The following is a 19,658-nucleotide window of genomic DNA, read 5'->3' as shown; positions in this document are numbered from 1 at the left end:
TCACACCCCCAGGTGGCGTACCCACTGGGTGTAGAGCGGGCGATAGCCGCGACGCGCCCAGAACGGGGTCGAGAGCGGGTTCGGCAGGGCGTGGTGGAGCAGCATGGTCCGTACGCCCTGCGCCGCCGCGTACCCGTGGGCCACGTCCGTGAGCAGCGCCCCGACGCCGTGTCCCCGGGCGTCAGGATCGACGTACAGAACGCTCAGGTACGCCACCGGCGAGGCGTCCACGCTGCCCGCGATCCAGCCGCAGTGCGCGGGCGGCTGGACGATGACGCAGCCGAGCGGCGTGCCGTCGGCCCCCTCGGCCAGCCAGCACCACTCCGTCGGCATGACCTCCGAGGCCAGGAACGCCCTGATCCGCGAGGCGGTCGAGGCGCGCACCGCCACCCAGCCGAAGTGGGCGTCGTAGGCCACCAGCCGCTCGTACAGGCGGGCCAGCGTCTCCAGGTCGTCGGGCGTGGCCCGGCGGACGCCCGCGCCCTGCGCCGTTCCCGCGATGCCGGCGCGCACCGCCTGCGCCACGACGGGGGCGAAGTTGCGGGCGGCCAGCGCGCGTACGGGTGCGACGTCCCTGCTCGGCCAGGTCACGGTGAGCGCCTGCCCCGGCTCGTCGAGCGGGATCCCGGCCAGCCAGGTGTCGAGCAGCGCGCCGAGCGCCGCCTCCGGGGACGGGCCCGCGACGCGCGCCTGGAGGCGGTGCACCACCAGCGGGGACCAGGAGGCGCGCATGCTGCCGGGATCGACGCGTTCGACGGTGGCCCGCCCGACCGCGCCGCGTGCCTCGATGTGCCCTTTGCCCCGTAACTCGTCCTGGCCCGCGACCAGCGGGTCCGCGGCCCGGACGCGGGCGGCGTGCGCCCGGATCACGGCGTCCATCCCGGCACGATAACCGCTGACGGCCGCCCCGGCTACAGCTCGGCGGCCGTCCCGACCAAAGCTCGGCTACAGCTCCTTGGCCTCGGCGCGCAGGCGCTCGCCCTTCGCGTACGCCTGCTCCTTCAACCGCTCCTGGAACTCCTCCATCCGGGCCCGCAGGGCGGGGTCGGCGGCGGCGAGGATGCGGATGGCGAGCAGCCCGGCGTTGCGGGCGCCGCCCACCGCGACCGTCGCCACCGGCACCCCGGCCGGCATCTGCACGATGGACAGCAGGGAGTCCATGCCGTCGAGGTGCTTCAGCGGCACCGGCACCCCGATGACCGGCAGCGGCGTGACGGAGGCCAGCATGCCGGGCAGGTGCGCGGCCCCGCCGGCGCCGGCGATGATCACCTGGAGGCCGCGGGAGGCGGCCTGCCGGCCGTAGTCGATCATCTCGGTGGGCATGCGGTGGGCGGAGACGACGTCGGCCTCGAACGGCACCCCGAACTCGGCGACCGCCTCGGCCGCCGCCTTCATCACCGGCCAGTCCGAATCCGACCCCATCACAATGCCGATCATGCATACTCCCCTGTCATGAGGTGGACGGCGGCGTGGCGGGCGCGGGCGCGGACCTCGTCGAGGTTGGAGCCGACCGCCGTGACGTGGCCGATCTTGCGGCCGGGCCGCACCTGCTTGCCGTAGAAGTGCAGCTTGATGCCGGGGTCGTGGGCGAGCACGTGCTCGTACCGCTTGAACAGGTCGGGGTCGTCGCCGCCGAGCAGGTTGGCCATGACGACGACCTGCGAGGTCATCGTGGGCGAGCCGAGCGGCAGGTCGAGCACGGCCCGCAGGTGCTGCTCGAACTGCGACGTACGGGCGCCCTCGATCGTCCAGTGGCCGCTGTTGTGCGGGCGCATGGCCAGCTCGTTGACCACGAGCCCCGTGGAGGTCTGGAACAGCTCGACCGCCAGCAGCCCGGTGACGCCCAGCTCGTGGGCGATGGTGAGCCCGATGCGCTGGGCCTGCGCGGCCTGCTCGGGGTCGAGGCCGGGCGCGGGGGCGAGCACCTCGACGCAGATGCCGTCCTGCTGGACGGTCTCGACGACGGGGTAGCTGACGCCCTGGCCGTGCGGCGAGCGGGCCACCACGACGGACAGCTCCCGCTCGAACGGCACGAACGCCTCGGCCATGAGCGGCACGCCCGCCGCCATGGCCTCCTCGACCTCGGCCGCGTCGCGGCACACCCACACGCCGCGGCCGTCGTAGCCGCCGCGCACCGCCTTGAGCACGACCGGCCAGCCGTGCTGCTCGGCGAACGCCGCCACGTCGGCCGCGGACGACACCCGCGCCCAGGCCGGGCAGGGCACGCCGATGGCGCTGAGCCGCTCGCGCATGACCGCCTTGTCCTGCGCGTGGACGAGCGCCGCCGCCCCGGGGTGCACGGCGTGGCCCTCGGCGATGAGCGCCTCGATGTGCTCGGTGGGCACGTGCTCGTGGTCGAACGTGATGACGTCGCAGCCCTGGGCGAACTCACGCAGCACGTCGAGGTCGCGGTAGTCGCCGATGCGCGTGTCGACGATGACGCGGGCGGCGCTCTCGTCGGGGGCGTTGGCCAGCACCCGCAGCTCGAAGCCGAGCGCGATGGCGGGCGGCTGGGACATTCTGGCCAGCTGACCTGCGCCGACGATGCCGACGACCGGACCGATGGGGCGGTAAGCACTCACGCCAGGTGAGCTTACCGGGGCGTACGGACCACCCGACTGCGGGCCCGCGCGCCCGAGGGGGCGCTGGGCGGCCGTTCCGGGTGCCCTCGCGGGCGCGGCCGCCCAGCGGCCCGCCTCGCAGGGTAGTCCTCGGCCCAGGAATACGCCCGACATTGCTGGATATTTCATGAGTACGCGGTGACGGGGTAAGTTCATCCGTCTGACACCGGCCCTACGACCCGGCCGGTACGCTGGACAGATCGAGCCCGGCTGACGAGCCGCGACAGCGCCGGGCAGCGAAGAAGGGACCGAAGCAGACCCGTGGAAGTCGTCAAGCGCCTCTACGAGCGGTTCTCGTCCCTGGTTCACGAGCTGGCCAAGTTCGGCAGCATCGGCGCGGTCGCCTTCGTGATCGACACCGGCCTGCTCAACTTCTGCCACGTCGTGATCGGCCTCGGCCCGCTGACCTCTAAGCTCGCGGCGACGGTCGTGTCCACCACGTTCGCCTACCTCGGCAACCGCTACTGGACCTTCCGCCACCGCGAACAGACCGGGCTCGGGCGCGAATACTTCCTGTTCTTCCTGCTCAACGGCATCGCGCTGCTCTTCGGCATCCTCGCCATCGGCTTCACCACCTACACGCTCGGCCTCAACGACACGCTGTCGGTCAACATCGCCAACATCGTCGGCGTGGGGCTCGGCACCCTCTTCCGCTACTGGTCGTACAAGAAGTGGGTGTTCCTGGAGGCCACCGAGCCCATTCCGGTCGAGCTGCCCGGCCAGGGCGTCAGGCAGGACCGCTGACCACCCGGTTGCCCCGGCCGTCGTCCTCGGCCGGCCGCAGGAAGACGGCGAACGTCGCCGGCCGCCGCCGCACCAGCTCCAGCCGCCCGCCGTCCGCGGCGGCCAGCGCCCGCGCCAGCGTGAGGCCGAGACCGGTGCCCCCGCCGCCGCTGACGTTCCGCTCGAAGATCTTGGGAGCGATCTCGTCGGCGATGCCGGGGCCCTCGTCCGCCACCTCGACCACCACGTAGTTGTCGCCGCTGGTGCTGGTGACGGTGACCCTGCCGCCCCCGTGCCGCAGCGAGTTCTCCAGCAGCGAGGCCACCACCTGGCCGAACCCGCCGGTGGTGGCGAGCGCCTTCAGCCCGCGCGCGCCCTCCAGCCGCAGCTCGCGGTGGGCGTCCTTGAACACCGGCTCCCACTCCCTCACCTGCTGGATCAGCACCTCGTCGATGCACACCGGCTCGGCCTGGGCGTGCCGCTGCCGGCGCGCCGCGGCCAGCAGCTCGTCGATGACCGCGGTCAGCCGCTCGGCCTGGACGATCGCCGCCTCACCCTCCTCGCGGACGACCTCCGGCTCGCCGGCCGAGGCCACGATCTCCTCCAGCCGCATGGTGAGGCCGGTGAGCGGCGTGCGGAGCTGGTGTGAGGCGTCGGTGGCGAACTCGCGCTCCCGCGTCAGCAGGTCGGAGATGCGGGCCGCGCTGCGGTCGAGCACCTGGGCCACGCGGTCGAGCTCGGGTATGCCGTAGCGGTGCTTGCTCGGCCGCGCGTCGCCCGACCCCAGCCGCTCGGCGATCTTCGCGAGGTCCCGCAGGGGCAGCGTCAGCCGGCGGGACTGCACGACGGCCAGGCTCACGGCCACCGCCAGGGCGGCCACGGCCAGGGCGACGATGAGCAGCAGACGGGCCCGTACGTCGCGCTCGACCTGGTCGCGGTCGCGGCTGATGCGTACGTAGACGCCGGTGTTGGTCTGGGCGTCCTCCGTCATGAGGTGACCGGACGCCGGTGCGGTGCCGACGACGGTCACCCGGAGGGGGGTTCCGCGTTCCCAGATCTGGATGTATCTGCCCGGGTATTTCTGCTCCAGTTGCTGAGGATCGAGCGGCGTCTCCTGGACGCGGGCGTACTCGACCTCCCCCACGAGACGTTTGGCCTCCGCCCCGAGCTCCTGAGCCGCCTCGTCGACGATCAGGCGGCTCACCACGACGCCCAGGGGGACCCCCAGCAACAGGACCGCGATGACCGCGACGACCAGGGTGGAGGTGAGCAGTCGACGGCGCATCCGCCTACTCGCGTTCGAACCGGAAGCCGACTCCCCGGACGGTCGTGATGTAGCGCGGTTTGGCGGCGTCGTCGCCGAGCTTGCGCCGTAGCCAGGAGATGTGCATGTCGAGCGTCTTGGTGGAGCCCCACCAGTTGGTGTCCCACACCTCGCGCATGATCTGCTCGCGGGTGACCACCTTGCCCGCGTCGCGGACGAGCACCCGCAGCAGGTCGAACTCCTTGGTCGTGAGGTGCAGCTCCTTGTCGCCCATCCAGGCGCGGCGGGAGTCGGCGTCGATGCGCACCCCCTGCACGACCGGGGTCTCGGAGGTGCCGCGCCGCAGCAGGGCACGCACCCGGGCCAGCAGCTCGGCCAGCCTGAACGGCTTGGTCACGTAGTCGTCGGCCCCGGCGTCGAGCCCGACGACGGTGTCCACCTCGTCGACGCGCGCCGTGAGGATCAGGACCGGGGTCCCGTGGCCCTCGGCGCGGATGCGGCGGGCCACCTCCAGGCCGTCCATCTCCGGCAGCCCGAGGTCCAGAACTATGAGATCGATGCCGCCCGACAGGGCCCGCTCCAGGGCTTGCGGGCCGTCGGGGCTCACCTCGACCTGATAGCCCTCGCGGCGCAGGGCGCGCGCGAGCGGCTCGGAGATCGAGGTGTCATCCTCGGCGAGAAGTACGCAGGTCATAAAGCGATCGTAGGACCTTAAGCGATCGTTTCCCGGCTACAGCGCGCGGTTTGACTCGTCGTTGACCTATCCATTGACCTGGGCAAACACGACTAAAATACGGTTGGTCGTGATTAAATTACCGCGCTTTCCCGCGCACGGGGATCGACTCATCATGCCCACCGCGATAATGCTCAACCCTGCCGTTCGAGATTGTCCCGAAATAGCCGGTGTCCGGAATATCGCGATCGCTGGCGAGAGCGGGGAAACCCTCCCGCCACGACGGGTACGCGGGCGTCCAGCCGAGGTCCCGCCGCGCGTGCCGGTTGTCCGCGCCGCGCGCGGCCGGGTTCGCCGGCCCGCCGGACACCGGCGGCGCGGGCGCGCCGACCGCGCGGCAGAACGCGGGCGCCCAGTCGAGCCCGGCGGCCGGCTCGTCGTCGCAGACGTTGACGTGGCCCGCCGGCCAGTCCAGGGCCGCCACGGCGGCGGCCGCGGCGTCGTCCACGTGCACGAAGCTCGTCACGTCGGCGCCCGCCACCAGCCTTCCTTCCCGCGCCTCGGCCGCGCGCAGGCCGCGCGGCTCGAACCAGGTGCCCGGCCCGTACAGCAGGCCGTAGCGCAGCACCACCCACTCGGGGAGCTCGGCCACGGCCGACTCCAGGGCCGCCACGCCCGCGACGGTGCTGCGGCGCGGCTCGGGCGCGCCGAGGTCCAGGGGCTCGCCCTCGCGGGCGGGGCCCGCGCCCGGCACGTACGTCCAGCAGATGCTCTGCGCCACGATCCGGCGCACCCCGGCGGCGCGAGCGGCGTCGACCAGGTTGCGGGTGCCGTCGCGGCGCAGCGCGGCGTTGGCGGCCAGGTCTCCCCCGGCCAGGTCGGTGAGCTGGTGCATGACCACGTCCGCCCCCGACTCGCGGACCGCCTCGGTCAGGGCGGCGGCGTCGAGGACGTCCACCAGCGCGGGCGTGGCGCCGAGGTCGCGCAGCGGGCCCGTACGCGCCGCGTGCCGGGTGGTGGCGACCACGGTGTGTCCCGCCGCGACCAGCAGCGGGATGACGCGCCGGCCAAGCACCCCCGCGCCGCCGGCCAGGAAGATCCGCAGACCGGAAACGTTCTTGCTCGTCATGCCGACCACCCTAGGAACGAAACGGTCCCCAGAAGCGGGCCACTTCGCACAGGTTCGGACAAACCACTCAGCGGGTCAGTAGTCCTTGTCCTTGTGCTCGGTCTTGGCGTAACGGGCCAGGTAGAGCTGGATGCCGAGGGTGTTGATCAGGCCGAGCTCGGTCTCCAGGTAGTCGATGTGCTCCTCCTCGTCGCGGAGGATGTCCTCGAAGATGTTGGCCGAGGTGATGTCGCCCTTCTCGCGCATGAGCGCGATCGCCGGGCGCAGGCGCTGGACGACCGCCAGCTCGACCTCAAGATCGGCGTGGAGCTGCTCCTCGACGGTCTGCCCGATGTGCAGGGTGCCGAGCCGCTGGTAGTTGGGCAGCCCTTCGAGGAAGAGGATGCGGTCGGTGAGCCGCTCCGCGTGCCGCATCTCCTCGAAGGACTCGTCGCGGGTGTGCTCGGCCAGCTTCGTGTAGCCCCAGTTCTCCTGCATCTTGGAGTGCAGGAAGTACTGGTTGATGGCGGTGAGCTCGGCGGTCAGCTGCTCGTTGAGCAACTCGATGATCTGTTTGTCGCCCTGCATGACGGGGCCCCCTGCTGTCCGGCTATGCGGTCGTCAACTCTTCAGACCGCTTCAGGATCGCACAGATCTTCCGCACACAACGGGCACAGTCCCCGCCCGCACCAGTGGTGTCGCGAATCTCTTTCGCACTTTTCGCCCCAGCGGCGATGCAGTCGTGCACCTCATTTTCCGTCACAGCACGACAAATACACGCATACATTCCGGGGATGGCCTCTCAGCGGGGACTGACGCCTAAGGTTAGGCACACCTAAGAGTAGCCCACTGTGGTTAGGCTTGCCTATGTAAGCTGGCTCACAGTGAGCTACCTCTTGGTGATCTTCAGTGACCGCGCGCGATCCACTCCTCCAGATGCGGAGCCTCGGCGCCGATCGAGGTCGACTCGCCGTGACCGGTGTGCACGACCGTCTCCGGCGGCAGCGTCAGCAGCCGCTTCCTGATCGAGTCGATGATCGTCTCGAACGACGAGTAGGACCGCCCGGTCGCCCCCGGCCCGCCCTTGAACAGGGTGTCCCCGCTGAACAGCACGCCCAGCTCGGGCCCGTGGAAGCACACCGCGCCCGGCGCGTGCCCCGGGGTGTGCAGGATCTCCAGCACGCAGCCGCCCACCTCGACGCGCTCGCCGTCGGCCAGCGGCTCGTAGCCCAGCTTGTCGCCGTATTCCTGCTCCCACAGCACCTGGTCGGCCGGGTGCAGCCGGATCGGCGCACCCGTGCGCTCGGCCAGCTCGCGGGCGGCGTTGATGTGGTCGTTGTGGGCGTGGGTGCACAGGATCGCCTTGACCTCGCGCCCGTTGACCCGCGCGGCGATCGCCTCGGCGTCGTGGGCGGCGTCAATGACGACGACCTCACGGTGGTTGCCCACCAGCCAGACGTTGTTGTCGACCTCCCAGGTGCCGCCGTCCAGCGAGAACGTCCCCGAGGTGATGATCCGGTCGATCACTGGAACGTCACCACCGAACGCAGCACGTCGCCGCGGTGCATCTTGGCGAACGCCTCCTCGACCTGGTCGAGCGCGATGGTCTCGGTGACGAACTTGTCCAGCGGCAGCCGGTTCTGCAGGAACAGGTCGATGAGCATCGGGAAGTCGCGGCTCGGCAGGCAGTCGCCGTACCAGGAGGACTTCAGCGCGCCGCCGCGGCCGAACACGTCGAGCAGCGGCAGGTCGATGCGCATCTCCGGGGTCGGCACGCCGACCAGCACCACGGTCCCCGCCAGGTCGCGGGCGTAGAACGCCTGCTCGTAGGTCTCCGGCCGGCCGACCGCCTCGATCACGACGTCCGCGCCGAACCCGCCGGTCAGCTCGCGGATCGCCTCGACCGGGTCGTTGTCGCGCGAGTTGACCGTGTGGGTGGCGCCGAAGCCGCGCGCCCACTCCAGCTTGCGCTCGTCCACGTCCACCGCGATGACCTTCGACGCGCCGGCCAGCGAGGCGCCGAGCACGGCCGCGTCGCCGACGCCGCCGCAGCCGATCACCGCCACGCTGTCGCCGCGGGTAACGCCGCCGGTGTTGATCGCCGCGCCGATCCCGGCCATCACGCCGCACCCGAGCAGGCCCGCGACCTGCGCCGGGGCGTCGGCCGAGACCTTCGTGCACTGGCCGGCGGCCACCAGCGTCTTCTCCAGGAACGCGCCGATGCCGAGCGCCGGCGACAGCTCGGTGCCGTCCTTCAGCGTCATCTTCTGGCGGGCGTTGTGGGTGTTGAAGCAGTACCAGGGACGGCCGCGCAGGCAGGCCCGGCACTGGCCGCACACCGCCCGCCAGTTGAGGATCACGAAGTCGCCCGGCGCGACCTCGGTCACGCCGTCGCCGACCGCCTCCACGACGCCCGCCGCCTCATGACCGAGCAGGAACGGGTAGTCGTCGCTGATCCCGCCCTCCCGGTAGTGCAGGTCGGTGTGACAGACCCCGCAGGCCTGTACGTTCACGACGGCCTCGCCCGGCCCCGGGTCCGGGACGACGACGGTTTCGAGTGAGACTTCCTGGCCCTTACCACGGGCGACGACGCCCTGCACTTCGTACGGCATGCCAGCCATCTTGTGTCAGAGGGTTGATCTCCGCAAGACAAAGGGCTGCACCACGCCGAGCCCCCTGGCCGGGCGTTTCCTGATCCTGTGCAGGGCGAAGCCGTGCGGCTCGGCGTCCAGCTCGGCGGCCAGCGCGGCGTCCACGAGCACGGAGCCGGGACGGGCGATCGCGGTGAGCCGGGCGGCCAGGTTGACCGTCGTGCCGAACACGTCGCCCATCATCGGCACGACCGGCCCGTACGCCAGCCCGATCCGCAGCTCGTCGGCCTCGACCAGGTCGAGCGCGATCGCGGCGGCCTGGGCCGCGCCCGGCGCGGTGAACAGCACCTCGTCGCCCAGCGTCTTGACCAGCCGCGCGCCGTGCGAGGCCACCACGTCGGAGGCCCGCGACTCGAACCCCTCGACCAGCGCGGCCAGCTCCCGCTCGGTCAGCTCGCGGGAGCGGCTGGTGAAGGAGACGAGGTCGGCGAAGCCCACCGCCATCGGCACCCGCGTGAGCAGCGGCTCGTCGCTGAGGTCGGCGAGGGCCAGCAGCCGGGTGCCGGCCGCGGCGAGCTGGGCCCGCCAGACGTGCACGAGCACCCGCTCGAAGTCGGGCAGCAGGCCGCGCGTGGCGTCGAGCATTCGGGCGAGGTCGTCGTCGCCTGGCTCGGGCGGCAGCATCGCGCTCGTCATGGTCTCGGCCTGCCACTGCGCGAGCCTGGCCGTGGTCTGGCCGAGCGCGCGGGCCATCCGGACGACCGTCTCCTCGTCCAGCAGCCCGGTGTCGAGCAGGTGGCGGACCCGGCGCAGCGCCTCGACGTCGGCGTCGGTGAATGCCACGGCGTCGTCGGCGCGCTGGGCGAAGCCGAGGGCGCGCCAGATGCGCGCGGCCAGCTCCTGCGGCACGCCGCTCAGCTCCGCGACCCCGGCCCGCGTGTGCCGCGGCGGCCGGCCGAGCAGCAGGCGCTCGACCTCCTCGGCCGTCGGCCGCCCCTGGCTGCTCAACGGCCGTCGATCTCGCCGTCCGAGGCGTCCTCGACGAGCCGGAACAGATCGTGGCGGACGTCCTGGATGTGGGGGATGTCGCGCAGCACGATCTCGCCGCGGTCGCTCGCGGACTCGACGGTCAGGGTGCCGCAGCCGAGCATGCGCTCCACCAGGGTCTGGTCGGAGCTGACCGTGTTGACCTTGGCGATCGGGATCTCGTCGGTGGACTTGTTGAGCACCCCCCGGCTGATCGTGAAGCGGTGGGTGGTGAGCACGTACCCGGTGTTCTTCCAGCGCAGGTAGGGCGTGAACGACCAGATCGTCAGCAGGATGAGCGCGAGGACGGCGACGGCGGCCCTGGCGTAGAGGGCGAACTGCCAGTCCGACGGGATGAACCACAGCGCCGCGCCGGAGGCGGCGGCGATGAGCACGAGAGCGACGGCCGGTCCGATGAGGCGCTTCCAATGGGGGTGGAAGGCCCGGATCCGCCGCTCACCCTGCGTCAGATGATGGTCGGGAAGGGTCATGGGCCAAATCGTGCCACCAACGCCGTCCGGGGGCCACGCCGATGCCTCATTCCGCGGGCCGCACGTGGACGACGTCGCCGGCGCTCAGCGTGTGGAGCCGGTCCGGCCCCTCGACCTCCAGGCAGCCGGACTGGTCGATGCCGCTCGCCCGGCCGATCAGCGCCGGCCGGCCGGGCAGCTCGACCCTGACCTGACGGCCGACGGTGGCGCTGGCGGCGAGGTAGGCCGCGCGCAGCCCGCACGCCTCGGCGTCGCCGCCCGCCGCCGCCCACTCGCGGTAGTGGACCTCGACCTCGCGCAGGACGGCCCGCAGCAGCGGATCGCGGTCGAGGCAGGCCGCCTCCTCGATGGCGAGCGACGTGGCGGTGCCGACCGGCAGCTCGTCGGCGCGCAGCGAGACGTTCAGCCCCATGCCGACGACCACGGCGTCGTCGGCCCGCTCGGCCAGCACCCCGGCCAGTTTGCGCTCGCCGATCAGCAGGTCGTTGGGCCACTTCAGGCGTACGTCCACCTCGGCCAGGCGGCGTACGGCGGAGGCGGCGGCCACGCCGTACAGCAGCGGCAGCCAGCCCTGCGCCGCCACCGGCACCTCCGGCCGGAGCAGGATCGAGAACGTCAGCCCCGAGCGCGGCGGCGCGTTCCAGACCCGGCCGAGGCGGCCGCGCCCGGCCTCCTGCGCCTCGGCCACCAGCACCGCGCCTTCCGCGGCGCCCTCCTGGGCGGCACGGGCGAGGTCGGCGTTCGTGGAGCCGGTGCGCTCCACGACGGTGACGCCCGTCCACAGGCCGCCCGGACGGACGAGGGCGCGGTTGAGCGCGGCCTCCGAGAGCGGCGGACGGTCGAGGTCGGAATAACGCGAGTCGGGCATCCACCTATCTTTGCAGGGAGAGAGGATGGCGATTTGACATCCTCCCCCTCGTGAACGAGGGGGAGTCCGACCGTCGCCGGTCGGTCTTCCTGCTTCACCGCCGATCGCCCGCCCGAGAGGAGGACTCCCGCTTGAGGTCTTACACCAGCTCCACAGGCGTTTCAGCTCTCCGCCGGCCCGGCGGCGAGCAGCATGTTCTGGGCCGCGTTCACCTCCCGGTCATTCACCGCGCCACACGCACAGACCCACGCCCGGACGCTCAACGGCATCTCCTCCTGCAGGGTCCAGCAGACCGAGCACAGCTTGGAGGAGGGAAAGAAGCGGTCCACGACCGCCAGCGTGCGGCGATACCAGTCCGTCTTGTACTCCAGCATGCTGCGCAGCTCCCGCCAGCCAGCGTCGGAGATGGCGCGGGCCAGGGCGTGGTTCTTGAGCAGGTTGCGGACGGCCAGGTCCTCCACGGCGATCACTTGATTCTCGCGTACCAGCCGTGTGGTGACCTTGTGCAGGTAGTCGCGCCTGCGGTCGGCGATCCGGGTATGTACCCGTGCCACCTTCAGCCGGGCCTTGGCCCGGTTCTTCGAACCCTTCTCCTTACGGGCCAGCGCCCGCTGCGCCTTGGCCAGCCTGCGCCGCTCACGACGCTCGTGACGCGGGTTGGCGAGCTTCTCGCCGCATGCCAGTGTGAGCAGGGCGGTGAGGCCCGCGTCCAGGCCCGTCGACCGCTCGACCGGCGGCAAAGGCGCGATCTCCTCCTCCACCAGCAGGGACACGAACCACCGCCCGGCCGCGTCCCTTCTCACAGTGACCGTGGACGGCTCGGCCCCCTCGGGCAGCGGACGCGACCACACGATGTCCAGCGGCGCGCCCATCTTGGCCAGGGTGAGCCGGCCGTCACGCCAGCGGAACCCAGAGCGGGTGTACTCCGCCGACGCCCGCGACCGTTTCCTGCTCTTGAACGTCGGGTATTTGGCGCGGCGGGCGAAGAAGTTCGCGAACGCCGCCTGCAGATGCCGCAGCGTCTGCTGCAGCGGCACCGACGACACCTCGTTAAGAAACGCCAGCTCGGGTGTCTTCTTCCACGCGGTCAGCGCAGCCGACGACTCGGTGTAGGAGACTCCGCGGCCTTCCAGCTTGTAGGCGCGGGTCCGCTCTTCGAGTGCTTTGTTGTAGACCAGGCGCACGCAGCCGAACGTCCGGACCAGCTCTTCGGCCTGCTCAGGGGTCGGATAGAAGCGGTACTTGTAGGCCCGCTTCACCAGCTGCGCCACCCCTCGATCCTAGGTGCGAGATCACCCGCGCACCGGCCGATTCCGAAAGATGACGGCGGTCCGCCTGATGGCGTATCGCCTGCTCCTGCCCCGCTCCGCAGGAGTCCGATTCCTCCTCCGCCTGAAGGCGGGGGTCTCCTCGGAGGTATCTGATGAGCAAGCGTCTGGACCCGCGCAACTGGGCCTCGTGGCGGCCGTTCGGCCTGGGGCTGCGCAAGCCGAACAACTACCTGGAGCTGTGGAAGGCGTTCAAGTCGGTCAAGGGCAACAGACGCTACGCCTGGCGCATACTCAACCAGGGCACCTGCGACGGGTGCGCGCTCGGCACGCAGGGCATGCGCGACTGGACGATGGACGAGATCCATCTGTGCAACATCCGGCTGCGGCTGCTGCCGCTCAACACCATGCCCGCCCTGGACGTCTCGCTGCTGGGTGACGTCTCCGCGCTCGCCGGGCGGCGCAGCGCGGAGCTGCGGGAGCTGGGGCGGCTGCCCTACCCGATGCTGCGGCGGGCCGGCGAGCCCGGGTTCACCCGCGTGTCGTGGGACGAGGCGCTGCGCGTGGCGGCGGAGGGGCTGCGCGGCAAGCGGTCGGGCACCTACCTGACCAGCCGCGGCGTGCCCAACGAGAACTACTACGCGGCCCAGAAGGCGGTGCGGGCGCTCGGCAGCAACAACGTGGACAACGCGGCCCGCATCTGCCACTCGCCCTCGACGGTCGCGCTCAAGGAGACCATCGGCGCGGCGGCCACGACCTGCTCCTACACCGACTGGATCGGCTCGGACCTCATCGTCTTCGTCGGCTCGAACCCGTCCAACAACCAGCCGGTCGCGATGAAGTACCTCTACCACGCCAAGAAGGCCGGCACCCGGATCGCCATGGTCAACACCTACCGCGAGCCCGGGATGGAACGTTACTGGGTGCCGTCCAACGCCGAGTCCGCGCTGTTCGGCACGAAGATCACCGATGAGTTCTTCGGCGTGAACGTCGGCGGCGACATCGGCTTCCTCAACGGCGTGCTCAAGCACCTGGTGGAGAACGGCTGGGTGGACAAGGAGTTCGTGGACCGGCGGACGACCGGCTTCGAGGACGCCTGCCGGGCCGTCGCCGCCCAGTCGTGGGAGGAGCTGGAGGCGTTGTCCGGGGCTTCCAGGGACGACATGTTCCGCCTCGCGCGGCTGCTCGGCGAGGCGCGCTCGGCGGTGCTCGTGTGGTCGATGGGCATCACGCAGCACGCCTACGGCGAGGACAACGTGCGCGCGATCGTCAACCTGGCGCTCGCCCGCGGGTTCCTCGGCCGGGACAAGTGCGGACTTATGCCGATTCGCGGGCACAGCGGGGTGCAGGGCGGGGCCGAGATGGGCGCGTACGCGACCGGCCTCCCCGGCGGCCTGCCCGTCACCCCGGAGAACGCGGCCCGGTTCACCGAGCTGTGGGGCTTCGAGGTGCCGGACTCCCCCGGCCTGACCGCCACCGACATGATCGACGCGGCGCACCGGGGCGAGCTGGACGCGCTGATCTCCTCCGGCGGCAACTTCCTGGAGGTGCTGCCCGACCCGGCCTACTGCAGGGAGGCGCTGGAACGGCTGCCGCTCCGCGTCCACGTGGACATCGTGCTGTCGTCGCAGATGCTGGTGCCGGGCGCGGGCGACGTGCTGCTGCTGCCCGCCCAGACGCGCTATGAGATGGTCGGCGGCGTGACCGAGACCTCCACCGAGCGGCGGATCATCTTCTCGCCGGAGGTGGAGGGGCCGCGCGTCGGCGAGGCGTGGCCGGAGTGGAAGATCTTCACCGAACTGGCCTCCCGGGTGCGGCCCGAGGTCGCCGACCGGGTCAGGTTCACCGGCACGCCGCAGATCCGGGACGAGATCGAACGGGCGGTGCCGTTCTACGCGGGCATCGCCGGCCTCGCCCGCTTCGGCGACAACGTGCAGTACGGCGGGCGGCACCTGTTCGCCGACGGCCGCTTCCAGACTCCCGACGGGCGCGGCCGGTTCTCCGCCGTGACGCTGCCCGCGCTGGAGCGGCCGGACGGCACGTTCATGGTGGCGACGCGGCGCGGCAAGCAGTTCAACAGCATGGTCCACGAGCGGCGCGACGGCTTCAACGGGGCGACGCGCGAGGCGGTGCTGATGAGCGCGTACGACGCCGACCGCCTCGGCCTGCCCGACGGCGCCCGGGTCGAGCTGCGCTCGGGCGAGCGGACGTACGAGGGGAGGGTGCTGCGGGCTCCGTTGCAGCCCGGCAACCTCCAGATCCACTGGCCGGAGGGCAACGTGCTGCTGGACGAGAGCCGGCGCTCGCCGCAGGCGCGCATCCCCGACTACAACGCCCTCGTCACCGTGCGGGCGCTGTGAAGACCCGGCCCGGCCCCACGACCCGCGCCCGGATCCGCGAGCTCAACGGCTCGGCGGTCCGGGAGCGCCGCGACGACCTGGCCACCGAGGAGCCGCTGGAGATCCGGGTCACCGGGGCCGGTGGCGAGCAGCGGACCGTGGCGATCACCATGCGTACGCCCGGTCACGACTTCGAGCTGGCCGCCGGGTTCCTGCACGGCGAGGGGCTGGCCGGGCCGGGGGACATCGCGTCGATCGCGTACTGCACCGACGAGGACCTGCCGCCGGAGGCCCGCTACAACACCGTCACCGTGCGCCTGCGCGGCGCCGTACCCGACCTGCCGGCGTTGGAGCGGCACTTCCTCACCTCCAGCGCGTGCGGCGTGTGCGGCTCGGCCGGCCTGGACGCCCTGCGCGACCGCTGCCGGCCGCTGCCGGAGGACACGCTGCGGCTCGCCCCCGGCGTCCTGTACGGCCTGCCGGACGCGCTGCGGCGCGGGCAGGGCGTGTTCGGCAAGACCGGCGGGCTGCACGCGGCCGGCCTGTTCACGGCGGCGGGCGAGCCGGTGGTGGTGCGCGAGGACGTGGGCCGCCACAACGCCGTGGACAAGCTGACCGGGTGGGCCGCGCTGAACGGGCGGCTGCCGCTGGCCGGGCACGTGCTCGTGGTGAGCGGCCGGACCAGCTACGAGATCATGCAGAAGGCGCTGACCGCGAGCGTGCCGGTGGTGTGCGCGGTCTCGGCGCCGTCGTCGCTGGCGGTGGAGCTGGCCAGGGAGTTCGGGATGACGCTGGTCGGGTTCCTGCGGGGTGAGCGGTGCAACGTGTACGCGGGCGAGGAGCGCATTTTGGCGGAATGAATCATTCCGTTCTGCTATTCTTGGAACAGAACGAACCGTTCCGAGAGGATCTCGTCATGACGACCATCACCCCCTTCCGCGTCGCCGTCCCGCAGGCCGACCTCGACGACCTCCAGGCCCGCCTCGCCCTCACCCGCTTCACCGACGAGATCCCCGGCGCCGACCAGGGCGTGGCCGTCGAGCGGGTGCGGCGCCTGGTCACCCGCTGGCGCGACGGGTTCGACTGGCGCGCGGTGGAGGACCGGCTGAACGCGTACCCGCAGTTCACGACCGAGATCGACGGGCAGGACATCCACTTCGTGCACGTACGCGCCGCCGACCCCGACGCCCTGCCGCTCCTGCTCACCCACGGCTGGCCCGGCTCGATCATGGAGTACCTCGACGCGATCGAGCCCCTGTCGCGCCACTTCCACCTGGTCATCCCGTCCCTGCCCGGCTACGGCTTCTCCGGCCCGACCAAGGAGCTCGGCTGGGACAACCAGCGCATCGCCCGCGCCTGGACCGAGCTGATGTCCCGGCTCGGCTACGACCGCTACGGCGCTGTGGGCAACGACGCCGGCTCGATGATCTCCCCCGAGGTCGGCAGGCTCGCGCCCGAGCGCGTGGTGGGCGTGCACGTGACGCAGGTGTACTCCTTCCCCTCCGGCGACCCGGCCGAGTTCGCCGGGCTGAGCGAGGAGGAGCAGGCGGGGCTCGCCGTGCTCGACTGGTTCTGGAAGGAGAAGGGCGCCTTCAACGTCCTGCACTCCCAGCAGCCGCAGACCCTCGCCCACGCCCTCGCCGACTCCCCCGCCGGGCTGGTCGGCTGGCTGGCCCAGCTCTTCGACGAGGACCTGGACGACGACTTCGTGCTCGCCAACGCCGCCATTTACTGGCTCACCGGCACCGCCGGCTCCGCCCTGCGGCTGTACTGGGAGAACGCCCGCATGGAGCAGCCGAAGGAGCCGACGACGGTGCCGCTCGCGCTGGCGATGGGCGAGGGCGACTTCAAGTCGATCCGCCGCTTCGCCGACCGCGACCACAGCCGCATCGTCTCCTGGCGCACGCTCCCCGCCCCCGCACGCGGCCACTACACCGCCCACACCGCCACGGAAGCGCTCACCTCCGACATCATCGCCTTCTTCACCACCCTCCGCTGACCCCGCCGGTCAGCCGGTGTTCTGGAGGCCGGCGGCGACGCCGTTGACCGACAGGAGCAGGAGGGTGGACAGGCGTTCGCGTTCGCGCTCCGACGGGTTCTCGGTGCGGAGCGCGCGCAGGGCGCGCAGTTGCAGGTGGGACAGCGCGTCCACGTACGGGTCGCGCAGCTGCACGGCGCGCGAGAGCACCTTGCGGTTCTCCAGCAGCCGGGCGTGGCCGGTCACGCGGAGCACCAGGTCGCGGGTGCGGTCGTACTCCTCCAGGACCTGCCGGGCGAAGTCCTCGCGCCCGCCGAGCGCCAGATAGCGCTTGGCGATCGAGCGGTCGGTCTTGGCCAGCGACATCTCGGCGTTGTCCAACAGCGCGTTGAACAGCGGCCATTCGGCGTACGCCGCCCGCAGCTCGTCGAGCGAGTCCGCGGCGGCGAGGCCGGAGCCGAGGCCGTACCATCCGGGCAGGTTGACCCGGGTCTGCGCCCAGGCGAACACCCACGGGATGGCCCGCAGGTCGTCGAGGGAGCGCGGCGCGCCGAGGCCGCGGCGGGCCGGGCGGGAGCCGAGCCGCAGCGTGCCGATCTCCTCCAGCGGGCTCACCAGGCCGAACCACTCGGGGAAGCCGGGCGCCTCGGTGAGCGCGCGGTACGCCTGCTCCGAGGCCACCGCCACCCGCTCGGCGAGGCCGCGGAAGCGCTCGGCGGCGGCCGCCGTCGTGGCGCTCACCGTGGGCGAGGAGGCCAGCAGGACCGCGTTGGTGACCTGCTCCAGGTGGCGGCGGGCGATCGCGATGTGGCCGTAGCGAGCGAAGATGACCTCGCCCTGCTCGGTGACCTTGAACCGGCCCGCGACCGAGCCCGGCGCCTGGGCCAGCACCGCCCGGTTGGCCGGGCCGCCGCCACGGCCGAGCGCGCCGCCCCTGCCGTGGAACATGCGCAGCTTGACGTCGTGCTCGGCGGCCCAGGCGGTCAGCGCCTCCTGCGCCTCGTACAGGCGCAGGGTGGCCGCGGCCGGGCCGAGCTCCTTGGCCGAGTCGGAGTAGCCGAGCATGATCTCCATGCGCCGGCCGTTGTCGTCCAGCCTGCGCCGCATCTCGGGGATCTCCAGCATGCCGCTGAGCACGCGGGGCGAGTTGGCGAGGTCCTCGCCGGACTCGAACAGCGGCACCACGTCGAGCACCGGCGCGCCGTCGCCGGCCGCGTGCCTGGCCAGCTCGTAGACGGCGGCGATGTCGTCGGCCGAGCGGGTGAAGGACACGACGTAGCGGGAGCAGGCCGTTACGCCGAACCGCTCCTGGATCCAGGAGATCACCCGGATGGTGGCGAGGACCTCCTCGGTGCGCTCGGACAGCTCGCCGCCGGCCCGCAGCTCCTCAAGGGCGCTCGCGTGCACCTGCGAGTGCTGGCGCACCTCCAGCTCGGCCAGGTGGAAGCCGAACGTCTCCACCTGCCAGATGAGGTGCTGCAGCTCCCCGTACGCCTGCCGCGGCGTGGAGGCGGCCAGCGAGTCCTGCACCAGCCGCAGGTCCGCGAGCAGGTCGGCGGGCGAGCGGTAGGCCAGGTCGAGGTGGCGGCGCTGGGTGGCGGAGATGCGCGCGGCCACGTACAGCAGCCACTGCCGGTGCGGCTCGCGCGGCGAGCGGGTGGCCAGCTCGGAGACGATCTCCGGGTGCGCGGCCACGGCCGCCGCGAGCGCCCGCTTCAGCTCCGGCGAGCACGGCGTGAACTGGGCGGAGGCGGTCAGCGTTCGGCCGATGCGGGCGCAGGCGGTCTCCAGCGCGGCCAGCACGTGGTCGGACTGGATCTGGATGGTCTCGCGGGTGACCTTGGCCGTCACGTACGGGTTGCCGTCGCGGTCGCCGCCGATCCAGCTGCCGTACCGGATGAAGGGCCTGGCCTGCGGCGGGCGGGTGCCGGTGTCCGGGTCGAGCGCGGCGTCGAGCGCGCGGTAGACCTGGGGCACCATGCGGAAGAGGGTCTCGTCGAAGGCGGCCATGGCGGTGCGCACCTCGTCGAGCGGGTCGAGCTTGCTGGAGCGGAGCTGGGCGGTGCGCCACAGCAGGTCGATCTCCTCCAGCAGGCGGCGCCGGCTCTCGGCGCGCTCGGTGGCCCCGCGACCCGGGGTGTTGTACTCGGTGAGCTGGTGGCTGACGCGCTGGATGGCGGTGACGACGGCCCGCCTGCGCGCCTCGGTCGGGTGCGCGGTGAGCACCGGGTGCAGCTCCAGGTCGGTCAGCAGCTCGGTCACCCGTTCGTGGCCCAGCTCCTGGACGGCCTGCGCCAGCGACTCGCGCTGGACCCTGCCCTCGGCGTCCCGCTCGCGCAGCGTGCGGATCCTGTAGTGCTCCTCGGCCAGGTTGGCCAGGTGGAAGTAGCAGGTGAAGGCGCGGGCCACCTCGACCGCCCGCTCGATCTCCCAACCGGCGACGATGGCGGTGATCTCGTCGGCCGAGACCTCGCCCCTGCGCGCCGCGATGACGGCCTTGCGCAACCGTTCGACGTCGGCCAGCAGGTCTTCGCCACCTTGCTCCGCGAGCACCTGACCGAGCAGTTTGCCGAGCAGCCGCACGTCGTGGCGCAGCTCGTCCGGCATCTCCGTCACGGCCGCGCTGCGACGTTCGAACCCCTGGTCAATCATGCTTCGAAGGGTAGCGAGTCGGTTTTCGCGACCGCAGACCGGTCTCACTTATTGGA

Annotated in this window: 18 protein-coding genes and 1 pseudogene; 4 read left to right on the top strand and 15 right to left on the bottom strand. The window is 71.8% G+C overall.

Annotated features, from left to right (window positions below; genetic code table 11):
• The 3 genes from AC27IY_RS42700 to AC27IY_RS42690 all read right to left on the bottom strand — a co-directional run bounded on the left by AC27IY_RS42700 (position 1) and on the right by AC27IY_RS42690 (position 2,582).
• Positions 1 to 879: a GNAT family N-acetyltransferase gene (locus AC27IY_RS42700; protein WP_423474139.1), complete on the bottom strand. Its 879-nt coding sequence runs from the start codon at positions 877 to 879 to the stop codon at positions 1 to 3.
• A gap of 66 nt (positions 880 to 945) precedes the next feature.
• On the bottom strand, positions 946 to 1,437 hold the full coding sequence (purE, locus tag AC27IY_RS42695; protein WP_487181509.1) for a 5-(carboxyamino)imidazole ribonucleotide mutase: 492 nt from the start codon (positions 1,435 to 1,437) through the stop codon (positions 946 to 948).
• Complete coding sequence (locus AC27IY_RS42690) at positions 1,434 to 2,582, bottom strand: 5-(carboxyamino)imidazole ribonucleotide synthase (RefSeq protein ID WP_423443431.1); 1,149 nt, start codon at positions 2,580 to 2,582, stop codon at positions 1,434 to 1,436. The genes purE and AC27IY_RS42690 overlap by 4 nt, the downstream gene beginning before the upstream one ends.
• A 300-nt stretch (positions 2,583 to 2,882) precedes the next feature.
• On the opposite strand from AC27IY_RS42690, the gene AC27IY_RS42685 reads away from it, so the two are divergent.
• On the top strand, positions 2,883 to 3,365 hold the full coding sequence (locus tag AC27IY_RS42685) for a GtrA family protein (protein ID WP_364450010.1): 483 nt from the start codon (positions 2,883 to 2,885) through the stop codon (positions 3,363 to 3,365).
• On the opposite strand, the gene AC27IY_RS42680 is transcribed toward AC27IY_RS42685, so the two are convergent.
• The 11 genes and pseudogenes from AC27IY_RS42680 to AC27IY_RS42630 form a co-directional block, all read right to left on the bottom strand.
• Positions 3,349 to 4,629 (bottom strand): ATP-binding protein, encoded by a 1,281-nt coding sequence (locus AC27IY_RS42680; protein ID WP_344210338.1) that lies wholly within the window; start codon positions 4,627 to 4,629, stop codon positions 3,349 to 3,351. The genes AC27IY_RS42685 and AC27IY_RS42680 overlap by 17 nt on opposite strands.
• Positions 4,630 to 4,633: 4 nt before the next feature.
• Positions 4,634 to 5,302, bottom strand: a complete 669-nt coding sequence (locus tag AC27IY_RS42675) for a response regulator transcription factor (RefSeq protein ID WP_012888073.1) — start codon at positions 5,300 to 5,302, stop codon at positions 4,634 to 4,636.
• Positions 5,303 to 5,420: 118 nt separating this feature from the next.
• Positions 5,421 to 6,410 carry an NAD-dependent epimerase/dehydratase family protein gene (locus tag AC27IY_RS42670; protein ID WP_487181508.1) on the bottom strand — a complete coding sequence of 330 codons (990 nt, stop codon included), beginning with the start codon at positions 6,408 to 6,410 and terminating at the stop codon, positions 5,421 to 5,423.
• Between the two features lie 75 nt (positions 6,411 to 6,485).
• On the bottom strand, positions 6,486 to 6,977 hold the full coding sequence (bfr, locus tag AC27IY_RS42665) for a bacterioferritin (RefSeq protein ID WP_344210342.1): 492 nt from the start codon (positions 6,975 to 6,977) through the stop codon (positions 6,486 to 6,488).
• 22 nt (positions 6,978 to 6,999) lie between these two features.
• Positions 7,000 to 7,176, bottom strand: a complete 177-nt coding sequence (locus tag AC27IY_RS42660) for a (2Fe-2S)-binding protein (RefSeq protein ID WP_344210344.1) — start codon at positions 7,174 to 7,176, stop codon at positions 7,000 to 7,002.
• Between the two features lie 119 nt (positions 7,177 to 7,295).
• Complete coding sequence (locus tag AC27IY_RS42655; RefSeq protein ID WP_423443422.1) at positions 7,296 to 7,916, bottom strand: MBL fold metallo-hydrolase; 621 nt, start codon at positions 7,914 to 7,916, stop codon at positions 7,296 to 7,298.
• Positions 7,913 to 9,001, bottom strand: a complete 1,089-nt coding sequence (locus tag AC27IY_RS42650) for an S-(hydroxymethyl)mycothiol dehydrogenase (RefSeq protein ID WP_344210348.1) — start codon at positions 8,999 to 9,001, stop codon at positions 7,913 to 7,915. The genes AC27IY_RS42655 and AC27IY_RS42650 overlap by 4 nt, the downstream gene beginning before the upstream one ends.
• A 15-nt stretch (positions 9,002 to 9,016) precedes the next feature.
• Positions 9,017 to 9,988 (bottom strand): adenylate/guanylate cyclase domain-containing protein, encoded by a 972-nt coding sequence (locus AC27IY_RS42645; RefSeq protein WP_487181507.1) that lies wholly within the window; start codon positions 9,986 to 9,988, stop codon positions 9,017 to 9,019.
• Positions 9,985 to 10,497, bottom strand: a complete 513-nt coding sequence (locus tag AC27IY_RS42640; RefSeq protein ID WP_423443417.1) for a PH domain-containing protein — start codon at positions 10,495 to 10,497, stop codon at positions 9,985 to 9,987. Before AC27IY_RS42640 ends, AC27IY_RS42645 begins: the two co-directional genes overlap by 4 nt.
• 46 nt (positions 10,498 to 10,543) lie before the next feature.
• Positions 10,544 to 11,365 (bottom strand): biotin--[acetyl-CoA-carboxylase] ligase, encoded by an 822-nt coding sequence (locus tag AC27IY_RS42635; protein WP_487181506.1) that lies wholly within the window; start codon positions 11,363 to 11,365, stop codon positions 10,544 to 10,546.
• A gap of 71 nt (positions 11,366 to 11,436) precedes the next feature.
• Positions 11,437 to 12,636, bottom strand: a pseudogene (locus AC27IY_RS42630) (RNA-guided endonuclease InsQ/TnpB family protein); the annotation flags it as partial.
• A gap of 152 nt (positions 12,637 to 12,788) precedes the next feature.
• Here AC27IY_RS42630 and AC27IY_RS42625 point away from each other — a divergent pair.
• The 3 genes from AC27IY_RS42625 to AC27IY_RS42615 are packed head-to-tail and all read left to right on the top strand — an operon-like array spanning position 12,789 to position 16,971.
• Complete coding sequence (locus AC27IY_RS42625; RefSeq protein WP_487181505.1) at positions 12,789 to 14,993, top strand: FdhF/YdeP family oxidoreductase; 2,205 nt, start codon at positions 12,789 to 12,791, stop codon at positions 14,991 to 14,993.
• Positions 14,990 to 15,832: a formate dehydrogenase accessory sulfurtransferase FdhD gene (gene fdhD / locus AC27IY_RS42620; protein WP_487181504.1), complete on the top strand. Its 843-nt coding sequence runs from the start codon at positions 14,990 to 14,992 to the stop codon at positions 15,830 to 15,832. The genes AC27IY_RS42625 and fdhD overlap by 4 nt, the downstream gene beginning before the upstream one ends.
• Before the next feature lie 56 nt (positions 15,833 to 15,888).
• On the top strand, positions 15,889 to 16,971 hold the full coding sequence (locus tag AC27IY_RS42615; RefSeq protein WP_423443409.1) for an epoxide hydrolase family protein: 1,083 nt from the start codon (positions 15,889 to 15,891) through the stop codon (positions 16,969 to 16,971).
• 9 nt (positions 16,972 to 16,980) lie between these two features.
• Here AC27IY_RS42615 and AC27IY_RS42610 read toward each other — a convergent pair whose 3' ends face one another.
• Complete coding sequence (locus tag AC27IY_RS42610) at positions 16,981 to 19,602, bottom strand: phosphoenolpyruvate carboxylase (protein WP_487181503.1); 2,622 nt, start codon at positions 19,600 to 19,602, stop codon at positions 16,981 to 16,983.
• Between the last annotated feature and the right edge of the window lie 56 nt (positions 19,603 to 19,658).

The sequence above is a fragment of the Nonomuraea sp. B208 genome (genome assembly GCF_057536035.1).
Note: the sequence above shows the minus strand (reverse complement) of the source record. Positions and strands in the feature narration are given on the sequence as shown.

Coding starts and splice junctions, on each gene's coding strand:
- AC27IY_RS42680 (WP_344210338.1), bottom strand. CDS start 4,629: ATGCGCCGTCGACTGCTCACCTCCACCCTGGTCGTCGCGGTCATCGCG.
- AC27IY_RS42615 (WP_423443409.1), top strand. CDS start 15,889: ATGACGACCATCACCCCCTTCCGCGTCGCCGTCCCGCAGGCCGACCTC.
- bfr (WP_344210342.1), bottom strand. CDS start 6,977: ATGCAGGGCGACAAACAGATCATCGAGTTGCTCAACGAGCAGCTGACC.
- AC27IY_RS42660 (WP_344210344.1), bottom strand. CDS start 7,176: ATGTATGCGTGTATTTGTCGTGCTGTGACGGAAAATGAGGTGCACGAC.
- AC27IY_RS42625 (WP_487181505.1), top strand. CDS start 12,789: ATGAGCAAGCGTCTGGACCCGCGCAACTGGGCCTCGTGGCGGCCGTTC.
- AC27IY_RS42670 (WP_487181508.1), bottom strand. CDS start 6,410: ATGACGAGCAAGAACGTTTCCGGTCTGCGGATCTTCCTGGCCGGCGGC.
- AC27IY_RS42650 (WP_344210348.1), bottom strand. CDS start 9,001: ATGCCGTACGAAGTGCAGGGCGTCGTCGCCCGTGGTAAGGGCCAGGAA.
- purE (WP_487181509.1), bottom strand. CDS start 1,437: ATGATCGGCATTGTGATGGGGTCGGATTCGGACTGGCCGGTGATGAAG.
- AC27IY_RS42635 (WP_487181506.1), bottom strand. CDS start 11,365: ATGCCCGACTCGCGTTATTCCGACCTCGACCGTCCGCCGCTCTCGGAG.
- AC27IY_RS42700 (WP_423474139.1), bottom strand. CDS start 879: ATGGACGCCGTGATCCGGGCGCACGCCGCCCGCGTCCGGGCCGCGGAC.
- AC27IY_RS42675 (WP_012888073.1), bottom strand. CDS start 5,302: ATGACCTGCGTACTTCTCGCCGAGGATGACACCTCGATCTCCGAGCCG.
- AC27IY_RS42610 (WP_487181503.1), bottom strand. CDS start 19,602: ATGATTGACCAGGGGTTCGAACGTCGCAGCGCGGCCGTGACGGAGATG.
- AC27IY_RS42640 (WP_423443417.1), bottom strand. CDS start 10,497: ATGACCCTTCCCGACCATCATCTGACGCAGGGTGAGCGGCGGATCCGG.